13 protein-coding genes are annotated in these 17,149 nt (G+C 59.6%); 5 read left to right on the top strand and 8 right to left on the bottom strand.

Annotated features, from left to right (window positions below; all coding sequences use genetic code 11):
• Position 1: 1 nt before the first annotated feature.
• The 4 genes from EYB53_RS19550 to EYB53_RS19535 form a co-directional block, all read right to left on the bottom strand.
• On the bottom strand, positions 2-3,154 hold the full coding sequence (locus tag EYB53_RS19550; RefSeq protein WP_135480143.1) for a TAT-variant-translocated molybdopterin oxidoreductase: 3,153 nt from the start codon (positions 3,152-3,154) through the stop codon (positions 2-4).
• Positions 3,155-3,449: 295 nt separating this feature from the next.
• Positions 3,450-4,850 carry a (Fe-S)-binding protein gene (locus EYB53_RS19545; RefSeq protein WP_135480140.1) on the bottom strand — a complete coding sequence of 467 codons (1,401 nt, stop codon included), beginning with the start codon at positions 4,848-4,850 and terminating at the stop codon, positions 3,450-3,452.
• Positions 4,851-4,915: 65 nt separating this feature from the next.
• Positions 4,916-7,702, bottom strand: coding sequence for an FAD-binding oxidoreductase (locus EYB53_RS19540; protein ID WP_135480138.1), 2,787 nt, complete (start codon positions 7,700-7,702; stop codon positions 4,916-4,918).
• A gap of 171 nt (positions 7,703-7,873) precedes the next feature.
• Positions 7,874-8,161, bottom strand: coding sequence for an RNA recognition motif domain-containing protein (locus EYB53_RS19535; RefSeq protein ID WP_135480135.1), 288 nt, complete (start codon positions 8,159-8,161; stop codon positions 7,874-7,876).
• A gap of 337 nt (positions 8,162-8,498) precedes the next feature.
• Here EYB53_RS19535 and EYB53_RS19530 point away from each other — a divergent pair, with 337 nt between their 5' ends.
• Both EYB53_RS19530 and EYB53_RS19525 read left to right on the top strand, forming a co-directional pair.
• Positions 8,499-8,972 (top strand): hypothetical protein, encoded by a 474-nt coding sequence (locus EYB53_RS19530; protein WP_135480133.1) that lies wholly within the window; start codon positions 8,499-8,501, stop codon positions 8,970-8,972.
• 59 nt (positions 8,973-9,031) lie between these two features.
• Positions 9,032-9,289 carry a hypothetical protein gene (locus tag EYB53_RS19525; RefSeq protein WP_135480131.1) on the top strand — a complete coding sequence of 86 codons (258 nt, stop codon included), beginning with the start codon at positions 9,032-9,034 and terminating at the stop codon, positions 9,287-9,289.
• A gap of 15 nt (positions 9,290-9,304) precedes the next feature.
• On the opposite strand, the gene EYB53_RS19520 is transcribed toward EYB53_RS19525, so the two are convergent.
• From EYB53_RS19520 to EYB53_RS19510, 3 genes are all read right to left on the bottom strand, one after another.
• Positions 9,305-11,206 (bottom strand): monovalent cation:proton antiporter-2 (CPA2) family protein, encoded by a 1,902-nt coding sequence (locus EYB53_RS19520; protein ID WP_135480128.1) that lies wholly within the window; start codon positions 11,204-11,206, stop codon positions 9,305-9,307.
• Complete coding sequence (gene kefF / locus EYB53_RS19515; RefSeq protein ID WP_135480126.1) at positions 11,203-11,820, bottom strand: glutathione-regulated potassium-efflux system oxidoreductase KefF; 618 nt, start codon at positions 11,818-11,820, stop codon at positions 11,203-11,205. The genes EYB53_RS19520 and kefF overlap by 4 nt, the downstream gene beginning before the upstream one ends.
• Positions 11,821-11,952: 132 nt before the next feature.
• Positions 11,953-12,222 (bottom strand): helix-turn-helix transcriptional regulator, encoded by a 270-nt coding sequence (locus EYB53_RS19510; protein ID WP_097653446.1) that lies wholly within the window; start codon positions 12,220-12,222, stop codon positions 11,953-11,955.
• An 88-nt stretch (positions 12,223-12,310) separates the two neighbouring features.
• Here EYB53_RS19510 and EYB53_RS19505 point away from each other — a divergent pair, with 88 nt between their 5' ends.
• The 3 genes from EYB53_RS19505 to EYB53_RS19495 all read left to right on the top strand — a co-directional run bounded on the left by EYB53_RS19505 (position 12,311) and on the right by EYB53_RS19495 (position 16,608).
• Positions 12,311-13,003, top strand: a complete 693-nt coding sequence (locus tag EYB53_RS19505; RefSeq protein WP_135480124.1) for a hypothetical protein — start codon at positions 12,311-12,313, stop codon at positions 13,001-13,003.
• A gap of 288 nt (positions 13,004-13,291) precedes the next feature.
• Complete coding sequence (locus tag EYB53_RS19500) at positions 13,292-14,806, top strand: phytoene desaturase family protein (RefSeq protein ID WP_135480122.1); 1,515 nt, start codon at positions 13,292-13,294, stop codon at positions 14,804-14,806.
• 185 nt (positions 14,807-14,991) lie between these two features.
• Complete coding sequence (locus tag EYB53_RS19495) at positions 14,992-16,608, top strand: transposase (RefSeq protein WP_135480120.1); 1,617 nt, start codon at positions 14,992-14,994, stop codon at positions 16,606-16,608.
• Between the two features lie 227 nt (positions 16,609-16,835).
• Here the strand turns inward: EYB53_RS19495 and EYB53_RS19490 are convergent, their stop codons facing one another.
• Positions 16,836-17,039 carry a hypothetical protein gene (locus tag EYB53_RS19490; protein WP_135480118.1) on the bottom strand — a complete coding sequence of 68 codons (204 nt, stop codon included), beginning with the start codon at positions 17,037-17,039 and terminating at the stop codon, positions 16,836-16,838.
• Between the last annotated feature and the right edge of the window lie 110 nt (positions 17,040-17,149).

The raw sequence follows: 17,149 nt of genomic DNA, 5'->3' as shown, positions 1-17,149 counted from the left end.
CTCAGGCCTCGCCTTCTTCGCCAGCCAGGGCTTCATTGGGATTGCGCACACGGGCCATGTAGCTTGTCCGTGGGCGGACATTGAGCAGACCAAAGACCGTATAGTTGTGCGGCTCGGCCTTGCGCTGGGTCACGAGGCTTTGGTCATCCCTGATATCGCCAAAGACGATGGCCTGCGTCGGGCAGACTTGCTGGCAGGCGGTGAGCACCTCGCCATCGCGAATAGGGCGATTACCTTCAACCTTGGCCTTGATCCGCACGGCACTGATGCGCTGGATACAGAAACTGCACTTCTCCATAACCCCTCGGTTGCGTACCGTCACCTCGGGGTTGCGCCCGAGTTTCAGGCTTGGCTCGTTGAGATCCTGATACTGGAAGAAGTTGAACCGGCGCACTTTGTAGGGGCAGTTGTTCGAGCAATACTTGGTGCCGACACAACGATTATAGATCATATTATTGATGCCTTCGGCATCGTGAACAGTTGCAATGACCGGGCAGACCAGTTCGCACGGCGCACGCTCGCAGTGCTGGCAGAGCATCGGCATCACATAGGTTTCGGGGTTATCGAAGTCGTGGCCGGCAAAGTAGCGATCAATGCGGATCCAGTGCATCTCGCGCCCGCGGGCGATTTCCTCCTTGCCGACGATAGGGATGTTATTCTCGGCCTGGCAAGCGACCACGCAGGCATTGCAACTGGTACAGGCCGTCAGGTCAATGCTCATTCCCCATTGCGGGCCGGTCTTGAAGTCGTTGGGGGCGGGAAGTTCATCAGGGAGCAGACTGATGTAGCCGTCGGTGCCGGGGCCGGGTTTATCTTTGCCGTACGCTTCCTGATAAATTTCACGCGAGATATACTTGGGGTCTTCTTTGAAGCGGGCGAAGGCTCCGACGCGCACAATATCGCGTGCCTCGAGCGTCCAGTGGTTCTGGGTACTTGCCAGCGGATAGGTACCGCCGGCCAGGTTCACTTCAAGTGGGCCAAACCAGGGAGCCTCACTCGTGCGCAACTGATACGTATTGAAGCCCGTTCCGTCTGAGACCCGTCCACCGCGTGGGCCGTGCCCATAGCCCAGGGATACCGTTACCGTCCCCTCGGCGTGGCCGGGGACAACCCAGATCGGCATGGTCAGCGACCGTCCGGCGTATTGCAGTTCGATCAACGTGCCATTCGCTTCAATCAGCCCTTCGAGGGTGCGCTGGGCGGTAAGATTATCCTCAGCAGCAAGATCTTCGGGGTTGATGCGGAGGTTGAGCAGGCTGATTGCCGTACGTGGACTGATCAGCGCCGCATTATCCCAGGTCAACTTGGTGGTAGGCCGGGGAACCTCCTGGAGCCAACCATTATTGGCGTAGCGCCCATCATAGATGCCCGGATCGGGCCGGAAGTTCAGTTCAAGCCCGGCGGGGGCTGGCGCGGGCGGTTGAAAGGCGAGCCCACTACGCAAGGTCACCTCCCGGGCGGGCAGGGCGGTACCCGGTACCACACCATTATTCAAACTGCCCTTGAAGAACGGCTCAAAATCGGCCGCATCTTCAAAACCGCTTGCCTGCTGCCAATAGCTACTCACGACCGCATAATCAGTCTGCCCACTCTGCCCAAGCATCACCGCGAGCAGATCGTGGGGGGTGCGCCCGCCGTAGAGCGGCTCGATCAGGGGTTGAATGATCGTTGTTGTGCCATCAAAGGCCCGCACATCGCCCCAACTCTCTAGCGGATGCGCGGCGGGCACAAACCATGTACTAAGGGCAGCGGTCTCGTCATCGTAGTAGTTGAGCACCGCGCTGAAACGTGCCTGAGCCATCGCGTTTTCGAAGTCGAGATCGGCAGGAGCGGTAAAGACCGGATTGGAGTCGAGAATGATCAAGACTTCCACGGCCCCGCTCTTCAACTCATCAGCCAGGGTACGGAGATCGGCGAGTTGATTGGTAGGGGCAACGGCGACGGGATCGCTATAGGTCACGGTTGTCCCAACGGCACCGAGGGCCACATTGATCGCATGGGCGAGGGCATGCACCTCGGGGGGCTGCGACTCACCGGCGATCACCAGGCCTTGTGCGCCGGCGGCACGCAGATCAGCGACGGCCGCAGCGACGAAGGCCGTTGCCTGCTCAGCGAGCACAGGGGCGGCCCCGTTCAGCCCTGGGATACCGAGGCCACTCGCAAGGGCATACGCAAAACTCGCAACATCACCGGCTTTGAGGGGCAAGCGATGATCGGCCACAATCCCGGTTGGCGAGAGGGCCGGTTCAACGCTATAGAGCCGACTCACCTCGGTGCTACTGCCAAGCACACGGCGTCCGGCGGCCCAATCGCGGGCATAACGCACACGACCTGGCCCCTCGCTAAACACATCAGCATCGAGGGTCACAATCACCCTGGCGAGATCCAGGCGATACCGTGGCTCGAGCGGTTCGCCAAACGCCAGTTCGGTACCGCCATAGGTCTGCGAGCGCCCAATGGGATCGTACTGCACCCAGCGTGCGTTGGGCAGGCTTGCCAGCAGTTCATTGATCTGCGCGGCCAGCGTTGGCGATGTCACCGTTGGCGTCAACAGACGCAACCCCTGGCCCTGCAGCGCCCGCTGCAACTGCATCACCTCGCTCAACGCGACCAGAAACTGATCCCATGTCCGGATCGTATTCCGGCTCAGCACCGTCTCGGGGCGATCAGGATCATAGAGCGCGAGGATCTCGGCCTGAGCAAAGAGATCGGTTGCGCCGAGGCTGGCAGCGTGGTTAGGATTGCCCTCGATCTTGACTGGGCGGCCATCGTAGCTCTTCACGGCCACCCCGAGCCCAAAGCCATCGAGGGACAACGCCGTCGCATAGTACTGAGGAAGGCCCGGGACGCGATCATACGGCGCACGCGCAAAGGGTGCGATCTGCTCTTGCGGTTGCCGGATTGCCATCGTACAGCCTGACAGGCCGGCAAGGGCAAGCGACGCACCCATCAGTTTCAAAAATGTACGGCGCGTCACCGGGTCGTTCAACTCGGACGCACCTGCGGGGAATTCACGACTCAGAAATTCGTGAAAGGTCGGGTTATCAGCCAGTTCATCAAGCGAACGCCAGAACTTCCGCCCTCGTGAGGATTGGAGGCGGGAGCGAATTGCTTCAAGCTCGTGCTCGGGAGCGTGGAGAGTGATCTCACTCATTGGCAGCAGCCAGACTAGCCAGACAGGCACATATCGGCGACGCGCACTTTGTGAAGGAAAACACTAATTTAAGGAGTATATTGAGTACATTGTGAAAACAGGCACTAGGATCGCAAGGCTATTATAGCAGACAGGAAGCGTTTTCAGCCATCAAGAAAGATATCTGTTAGACCTGAAAGATCGTGCCTTTAGGAATAGAAGATCTAGGATGAGGTGGTTGCTCTCCTTGGCGAAGGAGCCGACTAAGCCGGTTCTTCGCCAAGGAGGGCAACGGTGTTTGCCTGTTGCCCACTTCTTACGAATGATCCATCTTACGGCGATAGCTTTCATCGAGAAGTTCAACGATATAACGCACCTGCACCTCTTCGCCGCGGCGTCGCAGTTCGCCGGCGAGCTGGAGGGCGCAGCCCGGATTGGCAGTTGCGATCACCTTTGCGCCTGTTGCGAGAGCGTTCTTGACCTTGCGTGCGCCAAGCTGGGCGGCCATCTCGGGTTGGGTCACATTATAGACACCAGCACTGCCACAACACAACGAACTTTCGTTCATTTCGCGCAACTCAAGTTCAGGAATCGCCCGTAAGAGTTGGCGTGGTTCGGCGGTAATGCGTTGCGCATGCGCCAAGTGACACGGTTCCTGATAGGTGACACTGATCGGCAGGGGCGCGAGACCGGCCTGGTTCATGTCGATACTCGTCAGAAATTCGTGGATATCCTTGATTTTCTCGCTGAAAGCTTCGGCACGAGCGTGCCAAATGGTATCGTCGTGCAACAGGTGCCCATATTCTTTGAGCGTGCTGCCACAGCCAGCCGCATTGATGACAATCGCATCAACACCCAGGTGTTCGAAGGCAGCAATATTGCGCCGGGCCAACGCGCGTCCACCGTCAAGATCGCCGCCGTGCGTATGCAGCGCGCCACAACACCCCTGGTCGGGCGGCAGGATCACGTCGCAGCCATTCTGTTGCAGCACCCGGATCGTGGCCTCGTGAACGTGGGAAAAGGCTGTCCCCATAATGCATCCGGTCAGCACGGCCACACTGTAGCGCCGCTCGCCAATGGCGGGGAAGATCTGCCCCTGGGGTACCATAAAACTCGTGCTGATCGGCGGCAGCATCGTCTCGGTTTCGTCCATCCGGATCAGTTTGAGAATGCCACTGTTGCGGGCGAACCACTGCAACCCACTGCGTTGATAGAGCCGCATTGACCATGAGAAGGTACGGAAGGCCCGCATATCCTGGAAGAGCAGATCAAACACCCCCCGTCGTAGCCCTTCCTGCCAGAGTGGCCGCGGTGGCAACACGGGTTGCGCGGCGATGGACGTTGGTGCCACGGCGCTGCGCCCGGCATCACGCGCCTGCTCGATCTGCGTCCGGCTTGCTTCGAGAATGGCCCCATACTGTACCCCCGAAGGACAGACGGCCTCACAGGCACGACAGTTGAGGCACTGGCTCATCTGCTCTTGAAAGACCTCGCTATCAATGCCGATGCGGCCTTCATCAACGGCCTTCATCAAATAGATGCGCCCGCGTGGCGACGACATTTCTAGGCCCGTCTCGCGATAGGTTGGGCACGACGAGAGACAGAGCCCGCAGTGGACACAGGTATTGATGATCGCGGTGCTGGGGCGATCCTTATTGCTAAATCCAACCAGTGGAATGTCGACCTTTGTTCTTGCTCCGGTAGGCTCACTCGTCACAGTTGCTGCTCCTCTAGGTATAGTTTCACCAGGCCTTCATTGCGCGGGCTATCGTTATATTCTGGTTACGGAACAAAACGCACCGAAGGATGCATGCATCCCTGGGGATCGAGTTCGGTCTTTAACGTACGCATCAGATCCTGGGCAGGCACGAAACCCCAGGGGTGGAGGCCCGCCCGTACGGCAGGTGCGGCGTCAAGCAGGTGGACATGCCGCCAGCGTTCGGCGAGCATCGTATAGAACTGGCGAAGATCTTCAGTGGAGCCGGTGGCATGCAGATACGCGACGCCGTTGAGGGCGCGTGCGTTGAGGCGCAGGCCAAGGCGATACTGCACCGCAATCTGTCCGGCATCTTCCACCGCCGCACACAGATCGGCGGGTGGCACAGCCAGGCGAATGCGGGCGGTCTGCGGGTCAGAACCGGAGTCATCAAGCGCAATGAGCGCGTGCCACAAAGCCCTTTCGGCTTCACCCTCCAGGTGCTGACTCACCATCTGGAAGGGGCCTGCCATCAGCGCAAGCTCACGCAGATGGCGTTCAACCGCAGCGGGATGGCCTTCAGCACGTACATAGAGCATCGGAAGAGGAGAGGGCACGGTCTGGGATGAAGGCGATCCTGCTTCGATCGTTGGGATATGTTCAGGCACCTGGAGCGAGACAGCGGCTGCCGTGACTTGGAAGGCCTCGACATATTCAACCGCAGTTGGCTGCAACCGACTGGCGGCCAACCGGTCAACCAGCGCAAACGCACTGCCACGATCAGGGCAGGTCAGGGCGAGCGTCGCCGTAGCAGGTGGTTGCGGAAACACCTTGAGGCTGACGGTGGCAATAATGCCCAGGGTTCCACGGCTCCCGACAAAGAGCTTGGGCAGGTCATAGCCGCTCACATTCTTGACCACCTGAGCACCGAGGCGCACGAGGGTGCCATCGGCTTCCACGACGGTCATGCCGAGCACCCAGTCGCGCAGGGAGCCATAGCCGGCCCGACGTGGCCCATCGGCTGCGGCGGCCACGAGGCCCCCCAGGGTCGCCTGATCGGCGCCGGCTACGTCGAGGGGAAGTTGTTGCCCATTGGCTGCGAGCAAGCGGCGCAATTCAGCCAGCGACATCCCTGCCTCGACGCCAATGGTCAGATCATCGGGGGCATAGGTGCAGACCCGGGTCAAGCGTTGCGTCAGAATGACAACTTGCACGTCGGTGCTTGTGTGGTCAAGCTCAGGCGGTAGACCGCCACCGAGCGGCACAACGGCGACCCCGGCGCGATAACAAGCGGCCACACTCGCCGCCAATTCGGCAACGGTGCCGGGCTGAATGGTCACCTGCGCATCGTGCTCGCGCACATACGCGGCACCGAGCAACTGGCGGAGTGTGTCGGCCAGGGCTGCGACGGGCAACTGCGGCTCGCGTGCGGCGTGCAAGCGTGCGCGTCGCTGGGCAGCCAGTTCGAGGGGCGGCATCGCCGTCGGAAAGATCTTGGCCGGATTGAACTGATTTGTCGGGTTAAAGACCGCAAAGACAGCGGCGTGCAATTGCAGATCGGCATGACTCATCAAAAGGGGCAGAAAATCCTGTTTTTCCAACCCAATGCCGTGTTCACCACTAATGACCCCGCCCTGCTCGATGCTCAACGCAAGCACTGCCTCGGCGATCGCGTGGGCGCGATGGGTCTGGTCGGCATCGCGTGGATCGTAAAGCACGAGGGGATGCAAATTGCCGTCGCCGGCATGAAAGACATTGCAGACCTCCACGCCATATTCCTGACGCAGACGCTCGACATGCTCCATCATAAGGGGCAAGCGGGTACGCGGCACCGACGTATCAACCAGCAAATAGGCAGGCGCGAGGCGTCCAATCGCCCCGGCAAAAGCCTTGCGGGCCGCCCAGACGCGAGCCTGTTCAGCGGGCGTACGAGCCGGGCGCAGTTCAAACGCGCCCTGGTCACGACAGATCTGCAGGATCTGCTCGAGCAGATCATCGAGCCCATCCTCGACCCCATCCACCTCAATAATCAGGAGCGTCGTACCCTCAGCTTCGGGCAAGCCGAGGCCATAGGCCCCATTGACGGCCCGAATGCCATTATGATCCATCACCTCAAGCGACGTGGGGAGCGAACCGGCCGCAATGACGGCGCTGACCGCTGACGAGGCGGCAATCACACTGGGGAAGAGGGCGAGCACGACGCGATTCGCTTCTGGCAGGGGCGTAAGGCGGACGATAGCCCGTGTAACCGGCCCAAAGGTTCCTTCGCTGCCGACGACGACACCGGTCAGATCATACCCGGACGCCTCGACAACCCCATCGCCAGTCCAAACCAGCGACCCATCGGGGCGCACGATTTCGACAGCGAGAATATGATTGGTTGTCACCCCATACTTCAGACAATGAGGTCCGCCGGCATTGGTGCCAAGATTGCCACCGATCGTACTGGCGCGTTGGGACGAAGGGTCGGGGGCAAACTGAAAACCGAGGGGGGCGAGGTGAGCATTCAACTCGGCATTGACCACGCCTGCTTGAACGACCGCGAAGCGTGAGCGCAATTCGACCTGCTCGATCTGCTCCATCCGGGCAAAGCTCAGCACGAGCCCACGACGGACGGGGACGGCACCACCGGCAATGCCCGTCCCTGCGCCACGAGCAACGATAGGATAGCCAGCATGCAGAGCAAGGCGCACCGCAGTTGCCGCCTGTTCGGGGGTCGCAGGCACAGCCACGAAATCGGGTGTGCAGGCAACCATCATGCTCGCATCTGCATCGTAGGTACGCAGTGCATCAACCGAGGTCACAACAGCGTGTGAACCGAGTGCCTGGCATAATGCATCAACCAGACCATCAGCGGGGGCAACGTGATCCATTGGCAGCATCGCCTATCCAGGAAGCATCAAGCGGAAACGACCTTATTGTAACATGTTCTTACCTATTTGTGACACCCAAAACCATAAGGCACGCACGCATAAACCACGAAGCCTATGGGGCTGAGCCCCATAGGCTTCGTGGTTTACCTCGTATTGAGGGCCTGGGATTATTTAGTAGCGATCGCGTCGATCGTAGCTAGTTCGTCCTGACGAGGGCTTCTCCTCGGCCTGGTTCACCCGCAGGTTACGACCATCGATCTCGTGACCGTCGGTCGCCTGGATGAGCGCACCGATGTCATTTGTTTCCATCTCGACAAAACCAAAGCCGCGTGAGCGCCCAGTATCACGGTCGCTGATAACACGTGCACTCTGAACCTCGCCGTGGTCGGCGAAGATCTGCGTCAACACGGTATCATTCACGCTCCAGGGTAAATTTCCGACAAATAGTTTGACCTGCATTCCAACACTCCTCTGCGCATCTGCGCAGGATTAGATGACAGGATTGCTGTCATCACGATACATCCGTCGACAACTCGAATCGCCGTTGGTCAGGCTCATGCCTGACGCGCTCGCTCCGGCAAACACAACAACAACAGCATACTTCGAGCGACGAAGGGTATCCGTGGAACCAGGAACTAAGTGGAAAGTAAGGTCTCACAGCAGGTGATGTTGGCTAACCTATCTATTATACCAAGCCTTGAGCCAAAAAGCAACCGCCATGTGGCGATGCTTGGATCGGCTATCCACAACAGCCTTCTGGTGCTATACTGAGCAGAGAAGAACAAAGGAGTTTCAGATGCAAAAACGCATTCTTGATTCAGAAGCTGCCATTGACGCGGATGATACCAGCACCTGGCTCGACCTGGAGTCACTTGCCAGGGTTGAGCTTTCTTCCGAAGATCCTAACCACCCGATCGAGGCGGCTTTCCGTCCTGGGTTCGGGTCAGGTTGGCGTGCAGCTTCACCCGGGCGCCAGATGATTCGGCTTATCTTCGCCACGCCCCAGGCCCTTCGGCGTATCCGGCTTGTTATTGATGAAGCCACGTATCAGCGCACGCAGGAGTTTGCGCTCACCTGGGCAGAGGCGATAGGCGCCCCGCATCGCGAGATCGTGCGCCAACAGTTCACGTTCAGCCCACCCAACACGACTCAGCAGGTCGAGGACTACCATGTGGAACTGGCTGGCGTGAGTATCATTGAGTTACAGATCATTCCGGACATCAGCGGAAGCCCGTTGCTAGCCTCGCTGGCGAAATTCCAGCTTGCGTAGGACTTGGCAACTGCGCAAGCCTGAGAAATGCAAATTTATAGCTTAAGGAGCCCAGAGCAATGCCAGATCGCACATTATCAGTCTACGAATCCGCTAATTGGGGAGCACGACTCGCCGGTGTCGCCCAGGTTCACTATGATGTGAAAGGCATCCTCCTGGTCAATGAGGTGGCCGTTGAGTCGATCCGCAAAAGCGGGCACTTCACGGTGCTGAGTTGCGTGGACGGAAGTACGACCGTGGTATTGAGCAGTTTTCTCCGCCTGGTGCCTGATCAAGACCATCAGGATGCGCCAGGCGATCCACTGCTCAAGATTTGAACCTACCCTCCTGTATCAAGCACTCAACCCGGCTTGCTGGCGTATCTCTTCGCGCAGCGAGTCGGGATCCCAGCCAGCATCGCGGTCGAGGTCGGCATCGGCGAGATCGGCCAGCAGCAGTTGCTCGAGATCGGCGATGCGGCGGCGTGCCGTCGTAAGATAGGCAGCCTGATCATCGCGGTGCGCTACCAATTCATGCATTGACTGTTCATCGTGGTGCAGGAAGGTCTGGGTTGCGCGGCGCGCCTGATACGCCCGAAAGCCCATTGTCTGCATCACCTCGGCCCCCATGCGCAGCGCCGTATCAACACTCTCACGGTAGACGTGGTCTACCCCCGCACGCACGAGATCCTGGGCGTCATTCCAGTCAAAGGCCCGAGCATAGATCGTCAGATGCGGAAAATGTTTCTGGGCTGTGTGAACGAGGTTCATCGTCTTTTCGGGGGTGTCAAGGGCAATCACAAGAATTTTCGCGTGGTCGGCACCTGCCGAGGCGAGCAGATCGTGGCGTGAGGCATCGCCATAGTAGACCTTCAGCCCCAGTTTTCGTAACAGATCGACCCGATCCGAGTCGATATCGAGCACGGTGGTACGGATATTATTGGCCTTGAGCAGACGACCGACGGTTGCGCCGAAGCTGCCAAAGCCAACGATCAAAACCGCATTCTCCTCATCGATCGCGTCAGCCGGGCGGGCTTCTGCTGCACGGGTGCCAAAGCGCGGCTGCACAAAGCGCTCGTTGATGACGAGCAAGAGCGGCGTCAACGCCATCGAAAGGGCCACAGCGGCCACCAGCGGATCGGTCAGCGCCGCCGTCAACACACCCTCCTGGCGGGCAAAGGAAAAGAGCACAAAGGCAAACTCGCCCACCTGCGGCAACGAAAACGCCACCAGCGCACTCTGATCCAGGCTCAGGCGGAAGCTCCGGGCCAAGCCAAAGAGAATGGCAAATTTGATGGCAATGATCGCGACGACGAGGCCAGCGATCAAGAGGGGCTGGGCAAAGAGCAAGCCAAAATCAATCGAGGCCCCTACCGCAATGAAAAAGAGGCCGAGCAACAGACCCTTGAAGGGATCAATATCGCTTTCGAGTTCGTGGCGATACTCGCTATTGGCGAGCACAACCCCGGCGAGGAAAGTCCCGAGGGCCGGGCTAAGCCCAACGGCGCTCATGAGCAGGGCAATGCCGATCACCAGCAAGAGCGCCGCAGCGGTGAAGAGCTCGCGGAGGCGGGTCTGGGCGATGGCACTGAGAGCGGGGCGCACGAGGAAGCGACCAAACACAATAATCGCGGCCACAGCCCCGATCACGGCCAGCGTCTGCGCCCAGGGCGGCAGAGAGGCGATCAACGTCGTGCTTGCGTGTCCATCATCGTGATGTTCAGCGGCGGCACTGCCCCCGGCGGCAAGCAGCGGAAAGAGCGCGAGCATCGGGATCACCGCAATATCCTGGAAGAGCAGCACCGCAAAGGCACTCTGGCCGCCCTCGGTCTTGAGCAAGCCGCGTTCAGCGAGCGATTGCAGCACAATCGCGGTTGACGAGAGCGAGAGGGTCATACCAATCGCAACTGCTTCTTGCCAGGCGAGGCCAAAGGCCATCCCCAAACCCGCAAAGACGAGTGACGTCACGAGCACCTGCAACCCACCGAGCCCCAGAATCGGTTGACGCAAGCGCCAGAGCAGACTCGGCTCCAGTTCAAGGCCGACCACAAAGAGCATCATCACCACGCCGAACTCGGCGAAGTGCATCACGTCTTCACCCTCTTGCCCCACAAAGCCGAGCATAAACGGGCCGATCACCACCCCGGCGAGCAGATAGCCAAGGACGGAACCAAGCCCAAGGCGTTTGGCGATGGGCACCGCGATCACGGCGGCGGCAAGATAGATAAACGCCTGAAACAGCAAACTCCCATTCATACCATCACCTCCGGCGCAAGCGCGGCCATCGCCTCATTCATCGTCGCATAGCTTTGCGTAGCTGAACCGTCGAAGGGCAGTTGGTGGTTATGCACCCATTCGAGCAAGCGTCGGTACGCAACCGCCTCCCTGACAAGATCGTCCTCGTTCAAACGATGCGTGCCATAGATCACATAGGGAGGCAGATAGTGCATCCGGCAGAGCCGTGTGGTCTGCTCAATCGGCAGCAAGAAATCACGGAGCGTATGCTTCTGAAAACCTTCGTGCGTGTACGAAGACGCCGGGCCACCCACGGTTGTCACCAGAAATATCTGCTTGCCACGGAGCGCCTCACCGCGGAGACCATAGGCCCAGCCATGCTCAAGCACCAAATCCATCCACTGCTTGAGCAACGGAGGCACACTGTACCAATAGAGCGGATGCTGCACAATGATCGTATCGTGGCTTGTCAGCAACGCCTGTTCGTAGGCAACATTGATGTGGAACGAGGGATACTGTTCATAGAGATCGTGGAAGGTGAGACCAGGAAGCTTCGGCAGCGCCTTGAGCAGACGGCGATTGACCCTGGATTTCTCCAGGGCCGGGTGAGCGAAGAGTACCAGCACACGTGCCATATCGTCTCGCTTGACTAGTATAAGGAATTTTACCCGATGATGAGGGGGTATTATACACGATGGAGTAATTTTATTCGCGAAAAAAGCCAGCGTAGCTGGCTTTTTTCGCGAACTGGAGGGAACTCTTGAGCTCTACCCAAGGAGATCAAGTAACTCGCGCACGGCGAACCCCTGTTGGGCGGGATGACGCATCGGCGCGTCGGCGTGGATCTGGTAACGATTGGTGCGCCCATCGCGGGTGTGGCTGAGATAGCCACCCTCATCAAGATCACGCAAAATACGTTGCACCGCGCGCTCGGTGATGCCAACTTGACTGGCAACGTCGCGCGCTGTAACACTCTGATTGCGGGCAATGCACAGCAACACCTGGGCGTGATTGGTCAGAAATGTCCAGTGAGCCATAGCTATTCCTAAGCTCTTCAGTGAGAGTGGGTCTTGTCTGGGTATTCTATAATAAAAGTATCCGCCCTTGCAAGACAGGATCAAGCAGATGAATACGGCAGTTCGTATGTTCCTGATCATTTTTGGCGTTGCGCTGATCATTGTTGGCGTGATCCTAGCGACGGTGCTGGCGCAGGATGCACGGGCTCGTTTTGCCCGTGCCAATAGCCTCGCGCCAGTGACGTCCGCTGAAGTTCGTCTGGCCGGAAGCAATCGGACGGTGCTGGTTGAGGGTGTGTTAAGCACGCGCAATCCGGTGCTTGTGCATAATTTTGTTGCCTTTACGCGCTACGAATATTTGGGCGAAGACGATGATGGCTCCGATCAATGGGATGTTGTTGAACGTGTCACGCCACCCCTTTTGATCGAAGCCAGTGGCCTGGTGCAACTCGCCGCCCAGCCGTACCAGATTACGGGCTACCACGATTATTGGCAAGAACCAACCCTTCGTTCGCGGACACTCTCGCGGGAGGGTTCGCACCGTTATGAGGGCCTGGTAGCTGGTGAAATGGTGATGACGATTGGCACCGTTGTGCGGGGCAATGAGGGCAATGAAGTGGCCGCCGAATTTGTCTACCCAGGCAGCCGCGACGCCTATTTACTTGCACAGAGCCGCGCTGCGCGCTGGCTTCCCGTCGCTGGGTTCAGTGCGGGCTTGACCGGGCTCGTATTGCTCGTGCTTGGCAGCGGGTTGGTGCAGCGTTTGCTCGCCATCCGTGAGTCAGAGTTTCTGAGTCACTGATGGTTGGCGGCTTCGCCGCCAACCATCAGTGACCCGAGGGATCGTGGTTGGGGTTGCACCCCAAACCCCGGCTTTTGGTTCGTTGTGGCGGCGAAGCCGCCACAACGAACCAAAAGAATCTCGTGGAGCGGCGAAGCCGCTCCACACCCCACCGCCAGAGGCGGACTTTGTGCAGCTCTGCCAAGGGCTGCACAAAGTCCGATCACGTACGACCTCTCATGTTATACTACTTACATCGTATGAAAGCGATAAAATGAAAAAGATCTCTAATCTAACTGGAGGAAGCGCGTGTCACAGAAGATTTTGATCGTCGGAGCTGGCCCTGGGGGCCTGTCAACGGCGATGCGGTTGGCATCAGCCGGGTATGAGGTGAGCATCTATGAGGCTGCTGACCGGGTGGGCGGGCGCATGCGCGGGCTCAGTGTTGGTGATTACCATTTTGATACTGGCCCGACGATTTTGCAGGTGCCCCGTGTCTATGAAGAACTCTTTGCGACCTGTGGGCTCAATTTTTATGACTATGTAACCTTGACTCGGCTCGATCCAAATACACGGATAAAATTCTGGGATAATACCCATCTCGATTTGAGTTCAGATCTTGCTTCTTTCAAGCAGCAGTTGGCGACCTTTGGGGCTGATCTGCCCGAGGCGTTTGACCGTTGGTATATTGAGCATCTACGCAAAGATGTCATTGGGTATGGCCCCTATCTTGGCTCGCCTGTGCGTTCGCCGCTGGGCTATCTGAAGCCAGCCGAGATTGCGGCGGCGCTGCCTTTTCGCCCCTGGGAGACGCTCTATCAGCATTTTGAGCGTTTCTTCCCCGATGAGCGCTTGGTCTATGCGATGGGCTATCAGGCCAAGTATCTCGGTATGCACCCGACGGCCTGTTCGAGTGTCTTTAGCCTCGTTACGTTTCTCGAATTCCACTATGGCATCTGGCACCCCAAGGGCGGCTTTCGCGCGCTGGCCGGTGGCCTTGCGCGTGCCGCCCAAGACCTCGGTGTCCAGATCCATCTGAATAGTCCGGTGCGCCAGGTTGTCGTCGAAGAGGGCAAGGCCAGGGGGTTGTTGCTTGCTGATGGAAGTAGGGTGATGGCCGATGCGGTGGTGATCAATGCCGACTTTGGTCATGCCGTCCAGAACCTGTTGCCCGCGCACGCACGCGGCCCGTACACCGACCGCAAACTCGACAAGATGGAGTTCTCGTGCTCGACCTTTATGCTCTATCTGGGCGTTGATCGGCGCTGGGAGGATCTGCCGCACCATCAACTCTATCTCTCGGAGAATATTCGTCGTCACGATCCAATGTGGGCGAAGAGTGCGGTGCTTGACGAGGAAAATCCTTCGTTCTACGTGTGCAACCCGACGATTGTTGATCCTGCCAATGCGCCCGAGGGGCACAGCACGCTCTTTGTGCTGGTGCCGATCCCGAACCTGCGCCACGGGGTGGACTGGTCAACCAAGCAGGCGCCGTACCGCGAGCGGATTCTGCGCCAGATGGCGAAGCTTGGGTACGAGGATATCGAGCGTCATATTGTGGCCGAGCAGTGCTACACTGCCGAATCGTGGCGCGACGAACACCGGACGCACCTGGGCGCGGTCTTTAACCTGATCCACAGTTGGAACCAGCTCGGCCCGTTGCGCCCGCACATTCGCCACAACGGGGCGAAGAATCTCTACTGGATCGGCGGGGCCGTGCATCCTGGCAGTGGTCTGCTGACGATCCTTGAAGCGGCGAAGAGTGCCGCCCACTTTATCGGCGAAGATCTGCCGACCCTCCAGCGGACAGCGCACCTCGTGTAGATGCGCAACGGATTTTGACGCAAAGGCGCAAAGGCGCAAAGGTTTTGCGTAGGTGAGCTTAACCCTTCGCGTCTTCGCGTCTTTGCGTGAGCTTATTTGAAAGATACCGTTGGCAAACTTGGCCCACTTGTGCGATACTCTTCGTATGGGTATGTCGAACGTTGGCGCAGTGAGGAGGGAGCGCGATGTCGCTGAAACCACAACCGTCGCGGCCGATGCCAGAAGATCTGGCACGACTCGGTGAACTGCTCCTGCCTGCGGAGAGTCCCTACCGTCTGATTGGCGAGCGGCTCTACGCCCGCTACGCGAACGCGGACTTTCTTGATTTGTATCATGTGGAGGGCAAGCCAGCCTTGCCCCCAGTCGACCTGTTGTTCGTGCTGGCCTTCCAGGCCATGGAAGACCTCTCCGACCGCGCCGCAGCGGACGCCCTGCGCCTGCGGCTGGACTGGAAGTACGCGCTCCATCTGCCCCTGGATGCGCAAGGCTTCAACTTTAGTGTGCTGAGCGACGTTCGCGAGCGCCTCGTGCGTCATGCGGCCAGCGCTCGCCTCTTCGACCGGCTGCTCGATGACCTGCGCGACCTCGGTGTGCTCAAGCGGCGCGGACGCCAACGAACCGATAGCCTGGCGGTCCATACCCGCGCCCGCCACCTCAATCGGCTGGAATTGGTGGTCGAAACCCTGCGTTTGGCCGTGCAAGCCCTGATCGCGGCCGGCCCTGCCTGGAGTCGTGCGACCATCCCACCAACCTGGGCCGAGACCTACGGCCAGCGGGCGGTGGCCGAACGGCTCAGCGACGCTGACCGCGCCCGCATGCAGCGCGACACCGGGCGCGATGGGCAGTGGCTGCTGCACCGCTTGGCCGAGCCGACCACCCCGGACGGGCTGGATCGCCTGCCGCAGGTGGCCATGCTGCGCACGGTCTGGACGCAGCAGGATGAGGAGCGCGACGACACGGTGGTCTTCCGCGAGCTGCGTGGCTATGATGGCACGACCCAGATCCAGACGCCCCACGACCCTGAGGCACGCTGGAGTAAAAAGCGTGACCAGACCTGGGTGGGCGACAAACTGCAGGTCAGCGAGACCGATGATGCGGACATGCCCCACCTGATTACCGACATCGCGCTGACCAGCAGCGTGGAGCGTGATACGACGGCCCTGGCCGGGATTGCCGAGCGCCAGGAGGCGCGGGACGTGCTGCCCGCCGAACGGTTCGTGGATCAGGGCTACGTGAGCGGGGGCACGCTGGAGGCAGCCGCCCAGCACGACGAAGACCTGATCGGCCCGGCCTCGACCGCCGACCCCTCGCCCCAGGCGCGGATGGCCGACGGGATCACCCAGGCACCGTTTCAGCTCGACCTGGAGGCGCGGGTCGCCACCTGCCCGGCGGGGGCCACGGCGCAGGGGCGGACGGCGAAGGATGGGACGATCCGCTTTCGCTTCGATGCCGACCGCTGTGGCGGATGTGCGCTGCGCCCGCGTTGTTGTACGGGAAAGGGCGGGCGGCGACTGACGACCAGTCCAGGGCATGCGGCGCTGGTCGCGGCCCGCGCACGGCAACAGACGGAGGCCTTCAAGGTCGCCTACCGCACCCATCGCGGCGGGGTAGAAGGCTGCTTGTCGGCGTTGGTGCGGAGCCACGGCATCCGGGTCAATCGGTACATCGGACGGGCGAAGAACCACCTGCGGGCGCTGTTTGTCGGTGTTGGGGTGAATCTGCGCCGTACGGCCCGCTGGCTGGCGGGCGTGCGCCCACCACCACCCCGGAACCGCCTGGCCCAGGTGCTCACGGGAGCCTAACATCGCCATGCGGCGACGGCGCTTCCCGCGCAGCGATGACCAGAGGATCCCCTGGCGACCGTCAAACGGCGGGCGTGACCAGCGGAGTGATGGGTTCAACCCAAACGTGTTCATGGGTTTCATTCCGTCGGAGTGCAGCACGCGGCGCTCCTGGTGAGTTTGCCAACAGTATCTTTGAAAAGTATTGGATCTAGCCGAAGCTTGCTGCGCTTCACACCGCGATGAACTTAGATCGCTAGCCAGAAGTTATTACGCTGAATAGCATGCTCGCTGCGAACGACCAGGCCGCCAACCTGGGTCTGGTCGTCGTTATGGACAAGCACGAGCTGTGGTATGCGTGCAAAGCGGGCCTGATAGGCTATGCTGGCTTCGTGAATCTTCTCAGCCGCAGTTTTCTGTGTGCTTTCATCGTACCAGACAAAATAGTCCATGCCTCTCCCTTACGAATGTATCGTGTGAGTGCATCGGGTCTATGGTAGTGCCGACTCAGTCGGCTTCCGGCTCAGCCGACTGAAACGCTTGGTGTGAGATAGACAAACGA

The organism is Candidatus Chloroploca mongolica, from assembly GCF_004762035.2.
GTDB classification, from domain to species: Bacteria; Chloroflexota; Chloroflexia; order Chloroflexales; family Chloroflexaceae; genus Chloroploca; species Chloroploca mongolica.
The sequence above is the reverse complement of the archived record's forward strand: the minus strand, read 5'-3'. Positions and strand labels throughout refer to the sequence as shown.

Coding starts and splice junctions, on each gene's coding strand:
- EYB53_RS19550 (WP_135480143.1), bottom strand. CDS start 3,154: ATGAGTGAGATCACTCTCCACGCTCCCGAGCACGAGCTTGAAGCAATT.
- EYB53_RS19540 (WP_135480138.1), bottom strand. CDS start 7,702: ATGGATCACGTTGCCCCCGCTGATGGTCTGGTTGATGCATTATGCCAG.
- EYB53_RS19535 (WP_135480135.1), bottom strand. CDS start 8,161: ATGCAGGTCAAACTATTTGTCGGAAATTTACCCTGGAGCGTGAATGAT.
- EYB53_RS19530 (WP_135480133.1), top strand. CDS start 8,499: ATGCAAAAACGCATTCTTGATTCAGAAGCTGCCATTGACGCGGATGAT.
- EYB53_RS19525 (WP_135480131.1), top strand. CDS start 9,032: ATGCCAGATCGCACATTATCAGTCTACGAATCCGCTAATTGGGGAGCA.
- EYB53_RS19520 (WP_135480128.1), bottom strand. CDS start 11,206: ATGAATGGGAGTTTGCTGTTTCAGGCGTTTATCTATCTTGCCGCCGCC.
- kefF (WP_135480126.1), bottom strand. CDS start 11,820: ATGGCACGTGTGCTGGTACTCTTCGCTCACCCGGCCCTGGAGAAATCC.
- EYB53_RS19510 (WP_097653446.1), bottom strand. CDS start 12,222: ATGGCTCACTGGACATTTCTGACCAATCACGCCCAGGTGTTGCTGTGC.
- EYB53_RS19505 (WP_135480124.1), top strand. CDS start 12,311: ATGAATACGGCAGTTCGTATGTTCCTGATCATTTTTGGCGTTGCGCTG.
- EYB53_RS19495 (WP_135480120.1), top strand. CDS start 14,992: ATGTCGCTGAAACCACAACCGTCGCGGCCGATGCCAGAAGATCTGGCA.
- EYB53_RS19490 (WP_135480118.1), bottom strand. CDS start 17,039: ATGGACTATTTTGTCTGGTACGATGAAAGCACACAGAAAACTGCGGCT.